Raw genomic sequence first — 18,120 nt, forward strand, 5'->3', positions numbered from 1 at the left:
AACCGTGTCAGCACACGGGCTGCGCAAGGCGTTCGGTGACGTGCAGGCGCTCGACGGCGTCTCCCTCGACGTGCCGGACGGGTCGTTCTTCGTGGTGCTCGGGCCCTCGGGCGCCGGCAAGACCACGACGCTGCGGGCGATCGCCGGGCTGGAGAGGCTCGACGGGGGCACGGTGCACCTCGACGGGCGCGACGCGACCCACGACACCCCGGCGGCCCGCGACCTCGCGATGGTGTTCCAGAGCTACGCCCTCTACCCCCGGCTCACGGCCTACGACAACATCGCCTCCCCGCTGCGGGCGCGCAAGGTGTCCTCCAGCGACATCTCGGCAGCGGTCGAGCAGGTGGCGGGGTTGCTGCACATCGAGCGACTCCTGCAGCGCCGGCCGGCGCAGATGTCCGGCGGCGAGCAGCAGCGCGTCGCGCTGGCCCGGGCGCTGGTCCGGCGGCCGCGGGCGTTCCTGATGGACGAGCCGCTCACCAACCTCGACCTCAAGCTGCGCGTCGAGATGCGCACCGAGCTCACCCGCATCCACCGCGCGCTCGGCGGCACCTTCCTCTACGTCACCAACGACCAGGTCGAGGCGCTGTCGATGGCCGACCAGGTGGCGGTGCTCCGGGAGGGACGGGTGCAGCAGGTCGGCACGCCCACCGAGGTCTACGAGCGGCCCGCCAACCAGTGGGTGGCCGGCTTCGTCGGCAGCCCGCGCATCAGCCTGCTCGCCTGCCGCACCGAGGGCGACCGCCTCGTGGGCGAGCAGGGCTGGTCGCTGCCGCGCCCGCGGTGGACCACCGCGGAGGACGGGCGTCCGCTCCTCCTGGGCCTGCGCGCGGAGGACGTGTCGGTCGAGGAGCGCGGCGACGCCACGCTCGCCGGCGAGCTCTACGGGCTCGAGCCGCTCGGCGACCGCACGGTCGTCGACGTCAAGGTCGGCACCGAGATGGTCAAGGTCAAGGCCCGGCCGACGGTCACGGGCGTGCCGGGGGAGCGGGTCTCGGTGAGCGTCGACCTCGATCGCGCCCACATCTTCGACGCCGACACCGGCCTCGCGCTGTCGACGACGGGACGGTGAGCGCGGGGCTCAGGCGTCCCGCGGCACCGCGAGCAGGGTGTCGACGGCGCTCATGAACTCGCTCCGGTTGAACGGCTTGGGCAGGAAGTGGACGTGCTCGTCGCCCACGTCGAGGTCTCCCGACATGATCAGCACCTTGGTGGTCGGACTGGTGCGGCGCAGCTCCGCGGCGACCGCCAGTCCGGTCATCCGTGGCATGTGGTGGTCGACGACGACGAGGTCGAAGCGCTCCGCGGCCGCGCGGGTCAGGACCTCGGCGCCGTCGTCCACCACGATCACCTCGTGGCCGGCCCGCTCGAGCACGTGACCGATGAAGTCGCGGATGTCGGGCTCGTCGTCCGCGACGAGGCTGCGCAGGGACATGGCACCGAGTGTGGACCCGACGACATGCCGCTGTCGCGCGCCTTCGACGTTTCCGGGACGGATCTGAGTCGTAGGCTCCTGCCCATGACGAGGGGACTGTCGCCGCCGCGCGCGGTCGCCTTCGCCGCGGCGTACGCCGTGCTCACCGTCGTCGGACGGATGACCGCCGTCGAGGACCAGGTCGTCAGCCTGATCTGGCCGGGCTCCGGGGTGGCGCTGCTGTGGCTGCTCGCCGAGTCGCCCCGCCGGGCCTGGCGGGTGCTCGCGCCGCTGGGCGCCATCCACGTCGCCGTGGTGATCGCGACCGGCGTCTCGCCCGTGGTCGGCCTCTTCGGGGGCGCGTCGGTCGTCATCCAGACCGGCGTGACCGTGCTGCTGTTGCGCCGGTGGTGCCCGACGATGCTGGGCACCGGCGGGACCGCCAGCATCCGCTCGCCGCGCAACCTGGCCGCGACCGCCGCGGCGGCGGCCGTCGGGTGCGCCCTCGGCGCCCTGGTCGGCACGCTCGGGCTCTGGGTCGACGGCTCGCCGGTGACGGCGGTGACGCCGCTGGCGTGGTTCGCCCGCCACATCACCGGGGTGCTCACCGTGGGGGCGGTGGGCCACCTGGCGTGGGAGTGGCGCACGCAGCCCATCTCGGCCCGTATCCACGGCGGCACCAGCGGGGAGCTGGCGCTGGTGTGGGTGGTCTCGGTGGCCATGACCGTCGTGCTGTTCCTGCAGCCCTACCCCATCGTCTTCCTCGTCATCGCGTTCGCCGTGTGGTCCGCGGCCCGCTTCCCGACGTTCCCGGCGGCGCTGCACTGCCTCGCCCTCGGCGTCATCGCGCTCACCCTCAGCCTCACCGGCCGCGGGCCCTTCGCCGCCATCGACGACCTGGTCGACCAGGTCCTGGTGTCGCAGCTCTTCATGGTCGCCGTGCTGGTCACGGGCCTGGCCGTCGGGGCGCTCAGCGACCGGGTCGACGAGTCCTACGCGGCCGAGACCGCCGCGCGCGCAGAGGCGGACGAGCAGGCCGAGCTGCTCGCCGAGATGACCGAGAGCATGGACGAAGGGCTCGTCGTGCTCGACCCGCAGGGACGCGTCGAGCGCAGCAACGGCGCCAGCCGCCGCCTCGCCCACCGGGTCAGCCCCGGGGCGAGCGACACGGACGCCCTCGCCCACCTCGTGGCGGAGCTGCGAGACCCCGACCCGGCCCGCACCGGCGCCGCCCGGGCCGAGCTCGGCGTCGGCGACGTGGTGATCCCCCTGCGCAGCGGCGAGGAGGTCGTGGTGGCGGTGTCGCAGGCCGAGCTCTCGCGGACCACCGGCAGCCCACACGTGCTGCTGGTGCTGCGCGAGGTCACCGAGCACCGCTCCGGCCTGCGCCCGCTGGCGGGGTTCGCCTCGACCGCCGCCCACGACCTGCGCGGGCCGCTCTCGGCCGTCCGGTCGTGGCTCTCCCTCGCCGCCGACGACCTCGAGCCCGGCTCCGACGCCCTGGAGCCGCTGCGCCGGGCCGAGCGGGCGGCCGCGCAGATGGGCGAGCTGATCGGCGACCTGCTCGAGCACGCCCTCGCGGAGTCCGGCGAGCTCGCGGCCCGCGACGTGCCGCTGTCCGGTCCCGGCGGGGTCCTCGACCAGGTGTCCGGGATGCTCGGCCCCGACGACGTGCTCGAGGCCGCCCCCGACCTACCGTCGGTGCACGCCGATCCCGTCGCCCTTCGCCAGCTGGTCGGCAACCTCGTCGGCAACGCCGTCAAGTACGCCCGGCCCGGCGAGCCCGCCTCGATCACCGTGCGCGGGTGGCGGCAGGGCTCGCGCGTCGTCGTCGAGATCGAGGACCGTGGCGTCGGGGTCGAGGACGACGAGCGCGCGCTCATCTTCCAGCGCTTCCACCGCAGCGGGGCCGTCCGCGCCCACTTCCGCGGCACCGGCATGGGCCTGTCGATCTGCCAGACGATCGTCCAGCGCCACGGTGGCTCCATCGAGTGCCTGCCCACCCCGCCCGGGGCCGGCACGGTCTTCCGCTTCGACCTGCCGGCGGCGGGATCCGGCGACCCCCGCTGACCTGCCTCGGCTGACCGGCGCCGGCTCATCAAGGTATGCAGCCGAACCCGCACTTCCCGGCCTGAGTTCATCGTGGGAGGTGCGGGTTGGCCGACATACCTTGATGAACCGTCAGCGGGTCAGACGTTGCGGCGGTACTGCCCGCCGACCTCGAAGAACGCCTCGGTGACCTGCTGGAGCGAGCACACGCGGGCGGCGTCCATCAGGACGGCGAAGACGTTGTCGCCGGAGATCGCGGCGTCCTTGAGCCGGGCGAGCGCCTCCTGGGCCTCGGCGCCGTGCTCGGACTGGAACGCCCGCACCCGCGAGAGCTGCGACTCCTTCTCGGCCTCGGTCGCGCGGGCCAGCTCGATCTCCTGCGGCTGGGCGTCGGCCGCGGACTCCTTGACGAACGTGTTGACGCCGATGATCGGCAGCGAGCCGTCGTGCTTGCGGTGCTCGTAGAGCATCGACTCGTCCTGGATGCGCCCGCGCTGGTAGCCGGTCTCCATCGCGCCGAGCACGCCGCCGCGCTCGTTGATCCGGTCGAACTCCTCGAGCACGGCCGCCTCGACGAGGTCGGTGAGGTCGTCGATGACGTAGGACCCCTGGAGGGTGTTCTCGTTCATCGCCAGGCCCCACTCGCGGTTGATGATCAGCTGGATCGCCAGCGCGCGCCGCACCGACGCCTCCGTCGGGGTCGTGACCGCCTCGTCGTAGGCGTTGGTGTGCAGGCTGTTGGCGTTGTCGTAGATCGCGATCAGTGCCTGCAGCGTGGTGCGGATGTCGTTGAAGTCCATCTCCTGCGCGTGCAGCGACCGGCCGCTCGTCTGCACGTGGTACTTCAGCTTCTGCGAGCGCTCGGAGGCGCCGTACCTCTCCTTCATCGTCACCGCCCAGATGCGGCGCGCCACCCGGCCCAGCACGCTGTACTCGGGGTCCATGCCGTTGGAGAAGAAGAAGGAGAGGTTGGGCGCGAAGTCGTCGATGTCCATGCCGCGCGCGAGGTAGGCCTCGACGTAGGTGAAGCCGTTGGCCAGGGTGAACGCGAGCTGGCTGATGGGGTTGGCCCCGGCCTCGGCGATGTGGTAGCCGGAGATCGACACCGAGTAGAAGTTGCGCACGCCGTTGGCGATGAACCACTCCTGGATGTCGGCCATCATCCGCAGCGAGAACTCGGTGGAGAACAGGCAGGTGTTCTGGCCCTGGTCCTCCTTGAGGATGTCGGCCTGCACGGTGCCCCGGACGTTGGCGAGGGCGTACGCCGCGAGGCTCGCGCGCTCCTCGTCGGACGGCTCGCGGCCCTCGCGCTCGCGGAAGGCGTCGAGCTGCTGGTCGACGGCGGTGTTGAGGAAGAACGCCAGCACCGTGGGCGCCGGGCCGTTGATCGTCATCGACACGCTCGTGCTCGGGTCGACGAGGTCGAAGCCGTCGTAGAGCGCCTTCATGTCCGCCAGGGTGGCGACCGAGACGCCGGACGTGCCGACCTTGCCGTAGACGTCGGGCCGCGGGTCGGGGTCGCGGCCGTAGAGGGTGACGGAGTCGAACGCGGTGGACAGGCGGGTCGCCGGCTGGCCCTGGGAGAGGATCTTGAAGCGGCGGTTGGTGCGGGCCGGGTCGCCCTCGCCGGCGAACATCCGCGCCGGGTCCTCGTTGTCGCGCTTGAACGCGAAGACGCCGGCGGTGAACGGGTAGTAGCCGGGCAGGTTCTCGCTGCGCCAGTAGCGCACCAGCTCGCCGTGGTCGGTGGAGCGGGGGAGCGAGACACGGGGGATCTTGTTGCCGCTGAGGGACTCGCGGGTCAGCTTGGTGTGGATCTCCTTGTCGCGCACCACGACCACCTGCTCGTCGCCGGAGTAGGACTCCACGACCGCCGGCCAGCGCTCGATCTGGTCGGCCACCTCGTGGGGCACGCCCTTGCGGGCGGCCTCGAGCAGCTCGGGCACCCCGCCCGCGTCGGCGTCGCCGAGCTGGTCGGCGACGTGCTGGACGCGCTGCAGGTGGCGGGCGGCCTCGGCGAGCTCGGCGGTGCGCGCGTGGTAGCCGCGGACCGTCTCGGTGATCTCGGCGAGGTAGCGCACGCGGTCGGCCGGGACGACCTGGCGGATGCCGGAGGAGTGGCGCACGTCGACGGTCGGCAGGGTGCCCTCCTGCACCTCGAGGCCGGCGCCCGCGAGCTCCGCGCGCAGGTGCTGGTAGAGCGCGGTGACGCCGTCGTCGTTGAACGTCGCCGCGCTCGTGCCGAAGACCGGCATGTCGTGCGGCTGCTTGCCGAAGGCCTCCCGGTTGCGCACGAGCTGGCGCCCGACGTCGCGCAGGGCGTCCTTGGCGCCGCGGCGCTCGAACTTGTTGATCGCGACGCTGTCGGCGAAGTCGAGCATGTCGATCTTCTCCAGCTGCGAGGCGGCGCCGAACTCCGGCGTCATGACGTAGAGCGAGTGGTCGACCAGCGGGACGATGCCCGCGTCGCCCTGCCCGATGCCGGGCGTCTCGACGATCACCAGGTCGTGGCCGGCGGCCTTGAGCACCGCGATCACGTCGGCGAGGTGCTCGGGCACCTCGTGGGCGCCGCGGGTGGCCAGCGAGCGGAAGAACACCCGGTCGCCGTCGAGGGAGTTGGCCCGGATGCGGTCGCCGAGCAGCGCGCCGCCGCCCTTGCGCCGGGTCGGGTCGACCGCCACGACGGCGATGCGGAGCTTGTCCTGCTGGTCGGTGCGGAAGCGCCGGACGATCTCGTCGGTCAGCGACGACTTGCCCGACCCGCCGGTGCCGGTGATGCCCAGCACGGGCACGACGCGGCGCGCGGCCGCGCTGCGGACCTCGTCGAGCAGCGCCTCGTCGAGGTGTCCGCCCTCGGCGCCGGTGATGGCGCGGGCGACGGCGAAGCGGTCGCCGGAGAGGACCTGCTCGGCCGTGACCTGCCGCTCGCCCCACAGGTCGACGTCGCAGTCGGCGACGACCGTGTTGATCATCCCGACCAGGCCGAGCCGCTGGCCGTCCTCGGGGGAGAAGATGGTCACCCCGGACTCGCGGAGGCGGGCGATCTCCCGGGGCACGATCACGCCGCCGCCGCCCCCCACGACCCGCACGTGGTCGGCGCCGGCGGCGCGCAGGGACTCCACGAGGTACTCGAAGTACTCCACGTGCCCGCCCTGGTAGGACGACACGGCCACGCCCTGGACGTCCTCCTCCAGCGCCGCGTCGACGACCTCCTGGACGGAGCGGTTGTGCCCGAGGTGGATGACCTCGCAGCCCTGGCTCATCAGGATGCGCCGCATGATGTTGATCGAGGCGTCGTGCCCGTCGAAGAGCGCGGACGCCGTCACCAGTCGGATCGGGTGGGTGGGAAGGTGCAGGTCGGCCATGCGGAGATACTAGGACTTCCTAGTATCTACTCGGAAGTCACTTCGCCGACGCGACCCTCAGGAGTCCCCGAGCCCGAGCCGCAGCGCGCTCAGCCGGTCGGTCAGGTCACGCACCTCCGAGGCGGGCAGTCCGGGCGCCTCGAAGACCTCGCGGTTGAGCGCGAGCGTCGCCTCCTCGACCGACTCCCTGCCGGCCTCGGTCAGCACCGCGCGTACGACGCGCTTGTCCTCGTCGCTGCGCACGCGCTCGACGTAGCCCTGGCCCACCAGCCGGTCCACCGCGCTGGTGACGCTGGTGGGGTGCACCTGCAGCAGCGACCCGAGTCGCGACATCGGCATCGCGGCACCGCGGCTGAACGACAGCAGCCGCAGCACCTCGTAGCGGGCGAACGTCAGCCCGCGCGGGCGCAGCACGGCGTCGATGCGCTCCATCAGCAGCTGCTGGGCGCGCACGAGGGAGGTCACCATCGCCATCCCGTCGGCCGCCTCCGCCCAGCCGTGGGCCACCCACTGCCGGTGGGCCTCGACGATCGGGTCGCGGGTCATGTCTGGAGGTTAGCGATCCGACGAGGTGAGCACGGCGTGCGCCTCGACCATCGCCGGGCCGTACCAGGTCAGCAGCCGGCCCGACACCAGCCGCGTCGGGGTGCGCAGCGCCTCGGGTCCGTCGTCGGCGGTGAAGACGTAGGGCTCGTCGGGCAGCAGCACCACGTCGGCGCCGGCGCGGTCGATCTCGTCGGGCGTGACGGTGGGGTAGCGCCCCTCCCGGTCGGCGAGCACGTTGACCAGCCCGGCCGTGGCGAGGAGGTCGTCGGTGTAGGTCGGCGACCCGACGACCATCCACGGGTCGCGCCAGATCGGCACGGCGACCGCGAGCCGTCGCGGCGAGGGAGCGCCCCACAGCCTCCGGGCCTCGACCAGCCAGCCGGGATCGGGCACGTCGAGCGCGGTGGCGAGCAGCCGCGACATCGACTCGAGCGACTGGGCGACGGTCTCGATCCGCGTCACCCAGACGGGCACGCCGGCGTCGCGGAGGCGGCGCACGTCGAGCTCGCGGTTCTCCTCCATGTTGGCCACGACCAGGTCGGGGGACAGGGCCCTGATCGCGGCGAGGTCGGGATTCTTCGTGCCGCGCACCCGGGCGACGGCGAGGTCGGCGGGGTGAGTGCACCAGTCGGTGGCCCCGACCAGCCGGTCGGGCGCCGTGGCGGCGATGGCCTCGGTCAGGCTCGGGACGAGGGAGACGATGCGGGTGGCGGGGGCCCGCAGGGGGACGTCCGCCCCGAGGTCGTCGCGCATGTGAGGAGGCTAGCCACCCGGGGTGGTGGGGGCGCCCCTGCGCCGTGATGGAGTGCTCCGCATGAGCAAGCACGCCCGCCCCCGAGGGCTGCCGATCGACGGCACGGAGCGCCCGACGGGCCAGGGCTGGGCCTTCCCCGTCCGCAGTCCCGCCACCGGCGAGCCGCTCTGGGAGCTGCCCGACGCGGACGCTGGCGACGCCCGCGCGGCGGTGAGCGCCGCCCGGCGCGCCGTCGACGCGACGCAGTGGAGCAGTGACGCCGACCTCCGCGCCGAGGCCGTACGCCGCTTCGCCGCCGCGGTGGCCGAGCACGCCGACGCCCTCGTCGCGCTGATGGCGGCCGAGACCGGCGTGCCGGTCGGCCTGCGCGACGCCCACCTCGACGCCGCGCTCGCGACGATGGCGTCCCGCCGGCCCCAGCCCGCCGCGACGGCCGGGGTGACCGCCGTGGTCACGCCCGCCACCTCGCCGCTGGCCGTGGCGGTCGCGGAGGTCGGGCGGGTGCTCGCCGCGGGAGGCGCCGTCGTGCTCAAGCCCGCCGCCGAGGCCGCGAGCGCCGCGATCGAGCTGGGCCGCATCGGCCTCGACGTGCTGCCGCGCGGGGTGCTCAACGTGGTGACCACCCGCGACGTCGACGTCGCCATCGCCATCGTCCTCGACGACCGCGTCGACGAGGTGTCGCTCACCGGGTCGGCCGTCGTGGCCGAGCGGGTGCACCAGGCCGGCCAGCGCGCCGGCAAGCGGCTGCACCTCGACGTCGGCGGTCCCCAGTCGGTGCGCGTCGGTGACGACGCAGACCTCCAGGACGTCGTGGCCCGCGCCGCGTCGGCCGTAGCGGCCAACGCCGGCCAGGGCTGCCGGCTCCCGGCGAGCGTGGTCGTGCCGGCGCACCGCCACGCCGAGGCGCTGCAGGTGGCCGTCGAGGCCATGCGGGCGGTCGCCGTCGGCGACCCGTCCGACCCCGCGACCGTCTGCGGCCCGCTGCGCTCGGCGGCCGCTCGCGACCGGGTGCGGCGCTACCTCGACCTCGCCCGCAGCGAGGGCGGCGACGTCGCCCTCGGCGGTCAGCCCTTCGACCGCCCCGGGTGGTGGTTCGCGCCCACGGTCGTGGGCGGGCTGTCGCCCGGCTCGCGGCTGGTCCGCGAGGAGGTGCTCGGCCCGGTGCTCATGGTCGCGGCCGCGCCTGCTCCCTCCCCGCCCTCCTCATCGGCACGTGCCTGATGCCGTCCTCGTCGAACTCCGGCCCCGCCACCTCGAAGCCCCAGGCCGCGTAGAAGTCCGCCAGCGGGGCCTGGGCGTCGAGGCGCACCGCCCGGCCGGCGCACAGCGCGATCGCCTCGTCCATCATCAGCGCGGCGAGCCCGCGCCCGCGGGCGGCCGCAGCGACGACGACGCGGCCGATCCGCAGCGCGTCCCCGTCCTCGAGCACGCGGAGGGTGCCCACCACCTCGTCGCCGTCGTCGAGGAGCACCACGTGGCGGGTGCTCGCCTCGAGGTCGCGGCCGTCGAGGTCGGGGTAGGGGCAGTCCTGCTCGACGACGAACACCTCCTGGCGCAGCCGCCACACGTCGTACGCCAGGCGCGCGGGCAGCTCGTCGACACCGGCGACCAGCACCCTCACCGGACGAACTCCGTGACCCGCCGGAAGGCGCGGGCGCTCTCGGGGACGGCCGGCAGCAGGCCGTAGACGTGGATCAGGTCGGGCTCCTCGACGGCGGTCAGGTCCCACCCGGCCTCCGCGGCGCGCCGGGCCAGCAGCCGGCAGCCGGGGGCGAGCAGGTCGCGGGTGCCGTAGAGCATCAGCGCGCGCGGCAGCCCGGCGAGGTCGCCGAGCGCGGGCGACACCTCGGGCCGCGCGAGGTCGTCGGCCGACCCGGCCCACCACGCGGCGTACGCCTGCGTCTTGCCGATGAACAGCCAGGGGTCGACCGCGTCGAGGGCGAAGGTCTCGGGCGTCGAGGTGGTGAGGTCGGCCCAGGGCGCGTGCAGGACGAGCGACGTCGCCGGAGCCAGTCCGCGGTCGCGCATCGAGAGCGCCACGGCCAGCGCCAGCCCGCCGCCGGCGGAGTCGCCGGCCAGCACCGCGCCGCCGTCCGCAGCCGCCCACCTCGCGGCGTCCTCGACCAGCGCATCGTGGGAGTCGGCCCAGGTGTGCTCGGGAGCGAGCGGGTAGTCGGGCAGCACGACGCGTGCGCCGATCGCGTCGGCCAGCCGGGTCGCGTAGCGCACGTGGAAGGGATCGATCGGCGCCATGAAGCCGCCCCCGTGCACGTAGTAGAGCGTGCGGGTCGCCGGACGCCTGCGCGGCGTCAGGACGTAGGAGGGGAAGCCGATGTCGGTGACCGAGACCTCCCAGCGGCGCGCGAATCCCGGCACGACGCGGGTCGGCAGGCTGCGGTCCAGGGTGCGGTGCCACGCCTCGACGCGGGCGCGCTCGGTGGGCTCGTCGTCGAGCTCGCGGGAGCGGCGCAGGACGGGCACGATGCGGGCGAGGAGGTCGTGGCGGCGGCTCGGCATGCCACGCAGCGTAGGGGCGGGTGGGACCCGTCGGCACCGGGTCGGCGCTAGGGTGGGCGCCACGAAGACAGGGGAGCACGTGCAGGCGTGCTGAGAGTGCGGACCAGCCGCAGACCCTCCGAACCTGATCCGGCTAGCACCGGCGATAGGGAGTCCAGATGAAGCACGCGATCCTCCGCCCTGCCCTCACGGCAGTCACCGCGCTGGCCCTGGCCGGCTGCAGCCTCTCCGGCGGGGCGGACGACGACGGGTCCACCGCCACCGAGCCGTCCTCGTCGGCGGCGGGGGCCGAGGGCGGCGGCACCGTCGTCCTGGCCACGCACGAGTCCTTCCACCTGCCCAAGAGGCTGGTGAAGGCGTTCGAGGACGAGACCGGCTACGACCTCGAGGTCCGCGGCGCGGGCGACGCCGGCACCCTGGCCACCAAGCTGAGCCTCACCGCCGACAACCCCATCGCCGACGCCGCCTTCGGCATCGACAACACCTTCGCGTCCCGCCCGCTCGGCGAGGGCGCCTTCGCCGAGGTGACCACGACGGCCACGCCGCCCGAGGAGTACGTCCTGCCTCAGGGTGGCGACCGGCTCGTCCCGGTCGACTCGGCCAACGTCTGCGTCAACGTCGACACCGCCTGGTTCGCCGAGGAGGGCCTCGAGCCCCCGCGCACCCTCGAGGACCTCGCCGACGAGGACTACCGCGACCTCCTGGTCACCCCGGGCGCCTCCACCAGCAGCCCCGGCATGGCCTTCTTCCTCGCCACCGTGGCCGCCTTCGGCGACGCCTGGCCCGACTACTGGACCGACCTGCTCGCCAACGGCGCCAAGGTCGTCGACGGGTGGGAGGACGCCTACTACGGCGACTTCACCGCCGGCTCGGACAACGGCACCCGCCCGATCGTCGTCTCCTACGACTCCTCCCCGGCCTTCACCGTCAGCGGCGGGAGGTCGACGACCGCGGCCCTGCTCGACACCTGCTTCCGGCAGGTCGAGTACGTCGGCGTGCTGGCCGGCGCCGACAACCCCGACGGCGCCGCGGCGCTGGTCGAGTGGCTGCTCAGCGACGAGGTCCAGTCGGCGCTGCCCGAGTCGATGTACGTCTTCCCGGTGATGCCCGGCGCGAGCGTCCCCGAGGAGTGGGCCGAGTTCGCCCCGCAGCCGAGCGACCCCTACGAGGTGGACCCGGACGAGATCGCCGCCAACCGCGAGCAGTGGCTGACCGAGTGGACCGACGTCGTCTCGCGATGAGGCGCATCGTCGCGCTCCTCGCGCTGGCCGCGGCGCCGGTGCTGGTGCTCGGCGTCCTCTTCGTGCTGCCGGTGGGCGGGATGCTCGCCGAGGGGTTCGTCGTCGACGGCCGCCTCGCTCCGGGGGCGGTGCTCGACGTCCTCGCCCGCCCGCGGGTGCACCGGGTCGCCTGGTTCACCGTGTGGACGTCGGCCGTCGCCACGCTGCTCGCGGTCGTGCTCGGCCTGCCGGCGGCGTACGCCCTGCACCGGCTCGCGCTGCCCGGACGCGCCGCGGTGCGCGCGGCGCTGCTGGTGCCGTTCGTGCTGCCGACCGTCGTGGTCGGCGTCGCGTTCCGCCAGCTGCTGGGCGAGGGCGGACCGCTCGGCTTCCTGGGCCTCGACGGCACACCCGTCGCCATCGTGTGCGGCCTGGTCTTCTTCAACATCGCGGTCGTGGTGCGCACCGTCGGCGTCGCCTGGGAGTCGCTCGACCCTCGCCCGGGCCAGGCGGCGGCCGCGCTCGGCGCCTCGCCGTGGCAGGTGCTGCGCACGGTCACCCTCCCGGCGCTGCGGCCGGCGATCGTCGGCGCGGCGAGCATCGTCTTCCTCTTCTGCGCGACGGCGTTCGGCATCGTGCTCACCCTCGGCGGGGTCCGGTACGCGACGGTCGAGACCGAGATCTACCTGCTCACCACCACGATCTTCGACCTCCGGGCGGCGGCGGCGCTGTCGGTGCTGCAGATCGTGGTCGTCGTCGGCCTGCTGGCGCTCGCCGCGCGGCTGCGGGCGACACCCGACCCGACGGCCCAGCGGGCCGTGACCCCCGCGCGGGCCGTGCGCCGCGCCGACGCGCCCGTCGTCGTCGCGACGCTGCTGGTGCTCGCCGCGATGCTGCTGCCGATCCTCACGCTGGTCGCCGGCTCGCTCGAGGTCGGCGACGGCTGGGGGCTCGACAACTACCGTGCGCTCACCACCGCCGGGGACAACCAGGCGCTGCTCGTGCCGGTCACGGCGGCGCTGGCCACCAGCCTGCGCACCGCCGTCGACGCGACCTGGATGGCGCTGCTGGTGGGGGTCGCCGTCTCGGTCATCGTCACCCGGCGCTCGCACTCCCTCGCCGAGCGTCGCGTGCGTTCCACCCTCGACGCCTTCTTCATGCTGCCGCTGGGGGTCAGCGCCGTGACGCTCGGCTTCGGCTTCCTGATCACCCTCGACTCGCCGCCGCTCGACCTGCGTGACTCGCCGCTGCTCGTGCCGATGGCGCAGGCGCTCGTGGCGCTGCCGCTCGTCGTACGCACCCTCACCCCGGTGCTCGGCGGGATCGACGACCGCCAGCGGCAGGCCGCCGCGTCCCTGGGCGCGTCCGGGTGGCGGACCCTGCTCACCGTCGACCTCCCCGTGGTCTGGAAGCCGATGCTCGCGGCGAGCGGGTTCGCCTTCGCCGCCTCGCTGGGCGAGTTCGGGGCGACGTCCTTCCTCGCCCGCGACACCAGCCCGACCCTGCCGGTCGTGATCTTCCGGCTGATCGGGCACCCCGGCGAGATGAACTACGGCATGGCGCTGGCCGCGTCCGTCGTCCTCGCCGCGGCCACCGCCGCGGTCATGCTGGCCGTCGAGCGGCTGCGCGTGCCGGGTGTGGGAGCGTTCTGACGATGCTCGAGATCGAGGACGCCTCCGTCCGCTACGGCGACACCGTCGCCGTCGACCACGTGTCGCTCGACCTGGCGGCCGGTCAGGTGCTCGCCGTGCTCGGGCCGTCGGGCTGCGGCAAGTCCACCCTGCTGCGGGCCGTCGCGGGCCTCGAGCCGCTCGCCTCCGGGTCGATCTCGTGGGACGGCGCCGACCTCTCCGGCGTGCCCACGCACAAGCGCGGCTTCGCGCTGATGTTCCAGGACGGCCAGCTCTTCGCCCACCTCACGGTGGCCCGCAACGTGGCCTACGCGCTCCGCCTGCGGCGCACGCCGTCGGCCCGGGTGGCGGCGCGCGTGCGCGAGCTGCTCGACCTCGTGGGCCTCACCGGCTACGACGACCGGCTGCCCGCCACGCTGTCCGGGGGCGAGCGCCAGCGGGTCGCGCTCGCCCGGGCGCTGGCGGTCGAGCCACGGCTGATCCTGCTCGACGAGCCGCTGTCGGCGCTCGACACCACGCTCCGGGAGCGGCTGGCCGGCGACCTGCGCGAGATCCTCGGCGCCGCGGGCACCACCGCCCTGCTGGTCACCCACGACCACGACGAGGCGTTCGCGCTGGCCGACCGGCTCGCGGTGATGCGCGAGGGGAGAGTCGTCCAGCAGGGCGCGATCGACGAGGTCTGGCGCGAGCCCGTCGACGAGGAGACCGCGCTCTTCCTCGGCTACGCGCGCGTGCTGCGCGACGAGCCCGCCGGCCGGGCCCTGCGCGCCGCCGGCCTCCCCGGGGCCGCCGCCGTCGCGTTGCGCCGATCGGCCCTCGTCGTCGATCCGGCCGGCTCGCTGCCCGCCGTGGTCGAGTCGGCCCGGGTGACCCCCGAGCTGGTCCGCCTCGTCGTGGCCGTCGACGGCATCGGCACGACCGACGCGGTGGCGCCCCTCGGCAGTCGGGTGGCGCCCGGCGACGCGGTGTCGCTGCGCGTCGACCCGACGCGTCTCGCTGTGCTGCCGGTCACACCCGCCCCCTGACCCGTCCCTACACTGACGGACGTGTACCGACCGGCCTATGCCCTCCTCGTGGGAGTCGCCGCCACGATGGGCGTCCTGGCCGTCACCGCCGCGCTCGTGCTCGACCGACCATTGGTCGACCCCGAGGGCTTCCTGGGCCCGTCGTGGCTCCGGCTGCCGCTGCTGATCCTCGGCGCGTTCCTGCTCGACCTGCTTCCCCGCACGCTGTGGCAGTCACGGATGAAGCCCACCCTGATGCCCGACATCGTCCGCGAGCGGATCCGCACCCACTGGGACCGCGAGCGGATCACCCTCGTGGTGCTCGGGCTCGTGTCGTTCTACATCACCTACGTCTGCTACCGGAACCTCAAGTCGTTCCTGCCCTTCATCATGGGCGAGGACAAGTACGACCGCGAGCTGCACCTCGTCGACCGGGCGCTGATGTTCGGCCACGAGCCGGCGACGATCCTGCACACCGTGCTCGGCACCGGCTTCTCCGCGCACATCCTGTCCACGATCTACCTCTGGTTCCTGCCGCTCGTGCCGCTGGCGCTGGCGGCCTGGCTGGTGTGGTCGCGCAACATCACCTTCGGCTACTGGTTCGCCACCTCGCAGTGCCTGGCCTGGTCGCTCGGCACGGCGTCCTACTTCGCGCTGCCCACCCTCGGTCCCGGCTTCCAGTACAGCTACCTCTACGCCGACCTGCCCGAGACCGGCTCGAGCGCGTTGATGGAGGCCCTGTTCTACGGGCGCAAGGGCGTCATCCGCGACGGCGCGGACACCGCCGTGCAGTCGGTCGCCGGCTTCGCCTCGCTCCACGTCGCGATCACCCTGCTCGTGGCGCTGATGGTGCAGTACACCCTGCGCAACAAGGTCCTCCACGTCGTCTTCTGGGCCAACTTCGCGATCACCGTCGTCGCGACGCTCTACTTCGGCTGGCACTACATCGCCGACGACCTCGCCGGCGTCGTGATCGCGCTCTTCTCCTTCTGGCTCGGCGGGCTCGCGAGCGGGCAGAGGTTCGACCGGCACCGGTTGACGAGCCACCCCACCTCCACGACCAGCCAGGTGCCGGTCGACGCAGAGTGATCGCTCTTAGAACTACAGCCGTGTAGTTTGCAAGCCGACACGCCGGGCGTTCCTGAGAAAGTTGGGGAAAGTGTTCCCAGTGTGACGAAAGTTCTCTAACGTGGCACGAGTTGCCCGTGCGAAGGGGAAGTCGCACGGGCCCCGAGACCACGAGGGAGCCCCGTGCCCGACACCGCACCACAGCACCACGAGCCCACGCGTCGTACGGCCGCGCGCTGGGCCGGTGCCGTCGTGCTGGTCGCCGGCCTCGCCGTCGGCGGCGGGCACGCGGCCCACGCGGACGGCGACCCGGTGCCGAGCGAGGCCGACGTCGCCGCCGCCCAGGACCGGGCGAGTGCCAAGGAGCGCGACGTCGCGGCCGTCCAGGCCGACCTGATCCGCGCCAACCTCACGCTCGACGGGGCGGCCGAGCAGGCCGCGCGCGCCGCCGAGGCGTGGAACGGCGCCCGCTGGCGCGCCGAGCAGGCCCGCGCCGACGCCGAGGAGGCGCAGGCCGCCGCCGACGACGCCCGCGCGGACATCGAGGCGCAGCGCGACCTCTACGCCGACACCGTCGTGCAGTCCTACGAGGACGGCACCCAGGTGCAGGGCCTCTCGGCGATCGTCGAGGCCGACGGCGTCGAGTCGCTGCTCGCCCGCACGGTGACCATGGGCACCACCTCGGACGCGCTCGACCACCAGTACGACGCCTTCGTCGCGTCGTCGGCCGTCGCCGACGTGACAGCGTCCGCCGCCGCCGCGGCCGCCGAGCGGGCCGACACCGCGGAGGCGGACGCCGAGCAGGCGCGCGACGCCGCGGCCGCCGCCGAGGCGGACGCCACCGCACAGGCGCAGTCCGTCGCGGACACCAAGGCCGGCCTGATCGCCGAGCTCGCCGAGCTCCAGGGGATCAGCGTGCGCCTCGCCGAGAGGCGCCAGTCCGCGCTCGAGAAGGCCGCCGCCGAGGCGGCTGCCGCCGCGGCCCAGGCGGAGGCCGAGGCAGAGGCCGCAGCCCAGGCGCAGGCCGAGGCCGAGGCGCAGGAGGAGGCCGAGGAGGAGCAGCCGACCCCGACGCCCACCCCGGCGCCGACGCACACACCCACCCCGACACCCACCCCGACGCCGACCGGAACACCCACTCCGACGCCGACCGAAGCACCCACCCCGACCCCGACGCCGACGCCGACCGAAGCACCCACCCCGACGCCGACGCCGACGGAGACCCCCACGCCCACCCCGCTGCCCCCGCCGCCGGCAGCGACGGGCGCCGCCGCGGCGATCGCGTTCGCGACCGCCCAGCTCGGCGAGCCCTACCGGTGGGGCGCCGCCGGTCCGGACGCGTGGGACTGCTCGGGCCTGACGCAGGGGGCGTGGGCCGCAGGCGGCACGTCGCTGCCGCACTACTCGGTCGCGCAGTACGCCGAGTCGACGACGATCGCCGCCAGCCAGGTCGCTCCCGGTGACCTCGTGTTCTGGGGGTCCTCGAGCAACCCGAGCTCGATCTACCACGTCGCGATCTACGTCGGTGACGGGCAGATCATCCATGCGCCGCGCACCGGCCGCCCGGTGACCCTGGAGTCGATGTACTCCTGGCGGGCGCCCAACTTCTTCGCCCGCCCCTGACCGGTCGGGGGACCGGGCGGGGGACCAGGTGGAGCCTCAGCGCACCTTGCGGGCGAACCGCGCGGCCAGCTCGCCGGGATCGAGCCGGCCGTCCAGGACGAGCCGGGTCGGCCATGCCGAGGTGTCGATGTCGGAGAGCTCCTCGAACAGCGCGAGGTCCTTGGCGTAGACCTCCGCCACCCGCGCCAGGTCGTCGGCGGTCGGGGCGGTGCCCGGCACCTGCGCGGCGCCGGCGTGCCAGTTCTGCAGGGGCGGCACGCGCTCGAAGCGGGGGAGGTCGAGGAAGTCGGTGGTGCGGTGGACCGTGGCCTCGAAGTCGCCGAGCATGGAGCGCAGCTCCAGCAGCAGCCACTGCCGCCGGTCGAAGAGCTCGAAGCCGCGCTGCAGCTGCTCGCCGTAGAACCCCCGCGCCAGGCCGGTCATGTGCCGCCACCGCATCGTGCGCACGTCGTCGGGCACGGAGTCGGGCAGCGACGTGTGCGGCCACTCGGTGAGGAAGTCCGGCCAGTCGGGCCACGCGAGGTTGCGCGAGCGCAGCATCACCCAGTGGGAGAACAGCCGCTCCAGCGGGTCGCGGAACACCGCGACCAGCGGCATGTCGGGCTTGTAGGCGCGCATCCGCTCGAGGGCGTGCGGCCAGTAGAGGTAGGTGGGGGAGGCGTCGCCGAGCAGCCGGTGCACCCGGGCGCGACGGGGCGCGGTGTAGTCGCGCTCGTAGTCGGGCGCCGACCAGTCGACGGTCTCGTCGTCGAAGTAGTGGCGCTCCTTCTCGGGCGGCTGGCACACCATGCGGTGCTGGTTGAGGGTCACCGCGAGCGTCGACGTCCCACCCTTCTGCACGCCCACGACGGCGAAGTTGTAGGCCATCGACCCGAGCGGCTCGCCCGGTGGGGTGGCATCCGACACGTTCATCGCGGTGAACCTACCTG

15 protein-coding genes and 1 riboswitch are annotated in these 18,120 nt (G+C 73.8%); of the genes, 8 read left to right on the plus strand and 7 right to left on the minus strand.

The window, feature by feature from the left end; genetic code table 11:
* Window positions 1–4 precede the first annotated feature (4 nt).
* A complete protein-coding gene (locus AC54T2_RS06620; RefSeq protein WP_206054489.1) occupies window positions 5–1,072 on the plus strand; it encodes an ABC transporter ATP-binding protein in 1,068 nt (355 codons plus the stop codon).
* A gap of 9 nt (window positions 1,073–1,081) precedes the next feature.
* Here AC54T2_RS06620 and AC54T2_RS06625 read toward each other — a convergent pair whose 3' ends face one another.
* Window positions 1,082–1,435, minus strand: coding sequence for a response regulator (locus tag AC54T2_RS06625; RefSeq protein WP_489975641.1), 354 nt, complete (start codon window positions 1,433–1,435; stop codon window positions 1,082–1,084).
* Between the two features lie 84 nt (window positions 1,436–1,519).
* On the opposite strand from AC54T2_RS06625, the gene AC54T2_RS06630 reads away from it, so the two are divergent.
* Window positions 1,520–3,484 (plus strand): sensor histidine kinase, encoded by a 1,965-nt coding sequence (locus tag AC54T2_RS06630; RefSeq protein WP_496665811.1) that lies wholly within the window; start codon window positions 1,520–1,522, stop codon window positions 3,482–3,484.
* A gap of 119 nt (window positions 3,485–3,603) precedes the next feature.
* On the opposite strand, the gene icmF is transcribed toward AC54T2_RS06630, so the two are convergent.
* Genes icmF through AC54T2_RS06645 form a run of 3 tightly spaced genes read right to left on the minus strand, consistent with a single transcriptional unit; the run spans window position 3,604 to window position 8,127 of the window.
* Complete coding sequence (gene icmF, locus AC54T2_RS06635) at window positions 3,604–6,828, minus strand: fused isobutyryl-CoA mutase/GTPase IcmF (RefSeq protein ID WP_496665812.1); 3,225 nt, start codon at window positions 6,826–6,828, stop codon at window positions 3,604–3,606.
* A gap of 57 nt (window positions 6,829–6,885) precedes the next feature.
* On the minus strand, window positions 6,886–7,374 hold the full coding sequence (locus AC54T2_RS06640; protein ID WP_186340075.1) for a MarR family winged helix-turn-helix transcriptional regulator: 489 nt from the start codon (window positions 7,372–7,374) through the stop codon (window positions 6,886–6,888).
* Window positions 7,375–7,383: 9 nt separating this feature from the next.
* A complete protein-coding gene (locus AC54T2_RS06645) occupies window positions 7,384–8,127 on the minus strand; it encodes a helical backbone metal receptor (RefSeq protein ID WP_496665813.1) in 744 nt (247 codons plus the stop codon).
* A 61-nt stretch (window positions 8,128–8,188) separates the two neighbouring features.
* On the opposite strand from AC54T2_RS06645, the gene AC54T2_RS06650 reads away from it, so the two are divergent.
* Window positions 8,189–9,349 (plus strand): aldehyde dehydrogenase family protein, encoded by a 1,161-nt coding sequence (locus tag AC54T2_RS06650; RefSeq protein WP_496665814.1) that lies wholly within the window; start codon window positions 8,189–8,191, stop codon window positions 9,347–9,349.
* Here AC54T2_RS06650 and AC54T2_RS06655 read toward each other — a convergent pair.
* On the minus strand, window positions 9,294–9,749 hold the full coding sequence (locus tag AC54T2_RS06655) for a GNAT family N-acetyltransferase (RefSeq protein ID WP_496665815.1): 456 nt from the start codon (window positions 9,747–9,749) through the stop codon (window positions 9,294–9,296). The two genes, AC54T2_RS06650 and AC54T2_RS06655, sit on opposite strands and share 56 nt — an antisense overlap.
* Window positions 9,746–10,645, minus strand: a complete 900-nt coding sequence (locus AC54T2_RS06660; RefSeq protein ID WP_496665816.1) for an alpha/beta hydrolase — start codon at window positions 10,643–10,645, stop codon at window positions 9,746–9,748. Before AC54T2_RS06660 ends, AC54T2_RS06655 begins: the two co-directional genes overlap by 4 nt.
* 59 nt (window positions 10,646–10,704) lie before the next feature.
* Window positions 10,705–10,814: riboswitch (TPP riboswitch) on the plus strand.
* Here AC54T2_RS06660 and AC54T2_RS06665 point away from each other — a divergent pair.
* The 5 genes from AC54T2_RS06665 (at window position 10,804) to AC54T2_RS06685 (ending at window position 17,191) form a co-directional block, all read left to right on the plus strand.
* Window positions 10,804–11,886, plus strand: a complete 1,083-nt coding sequence (locus AC54T2_RS06665; RefSeq protein ID WP_186340080.1) for a thiamine ABC transporter substrate-binding protein — start codon at window positions 10,804–10,806, stop codon at window positions 11,884–11,886. (Overlaps the previous riboswitch by 11 nt.)
* Window positions 11,883–13,517, plus strand: coding sequence for an ABC transporter permease subunit (locus AC54T2_RS06670; RefSeq protein ID WP_489975648.1), 1,635 nt, complete (start codon window positions 11,883–11,885; stop codon window positions 13,515–13,517). The genes AC54T2_RS06665 and AC54T2_RS06670 overlap by 4 nt, the downstream gene beginning before the upstream one ends.
* Before the next feature lie 2 nt (window positions 13,518–13,519).
* A complete protein-coding gene (locus AC54T2_RS06675) occupies window positions 13,520–14,521 on the plus strand; it encodes an ABC transporter ATP-binding protein (protein WP_186340081.1) in 1,002 nt (333 codons plus the stop codon).
* A 21-nt stretch (window positions 14,522–14,542) separates the two neighbouring features.
* Complete coding sequence (locus tag AC54T2_RS06680; RefSeq protein ID WP_241005303.1) at window positions 14,543–15,589, plus strand: phosphatase PAP2 family protein; 1,047 nt, start codon at window positions 14,543–14,545, stop codon at window positions 15,587–15,589.
* 162 nt (window positions 15,590–15,751) lie between these two features.
* On the plus strand, window positions 15,752–17,191 hold the full coding sequence (locus tag AC54T2_RS06685; protein WP_496665817.1) for a C40 family peptidase: 1,440 nt from the start codon (window positions 15,752–15,754) through the stop codon (window positions 17,189–17,191).
* A gap of 36 nt (window positions 17,192–17,227) precedes the next feature.
* Here the strand turns inward: AC54T2_RS06685 and AC54T2_RS06690 are convergent, their stop codons facing one another.
* A complete protein-coding gene (locus AC54T2_RS06690; RefSeq protein ID WP_496665818.1) occupies window positions 17,228–18,103 on the minus strand; it encodes a sulfotransferase domain-containing protein in 876 nt (291 codons plus the stop codon).
* Window positions 18,104–18,120 lie beyond the last annotated feature (17 nt).

Source organism: Nocardioides sp. Z35_8 (genome assembly GCF_059621125.1).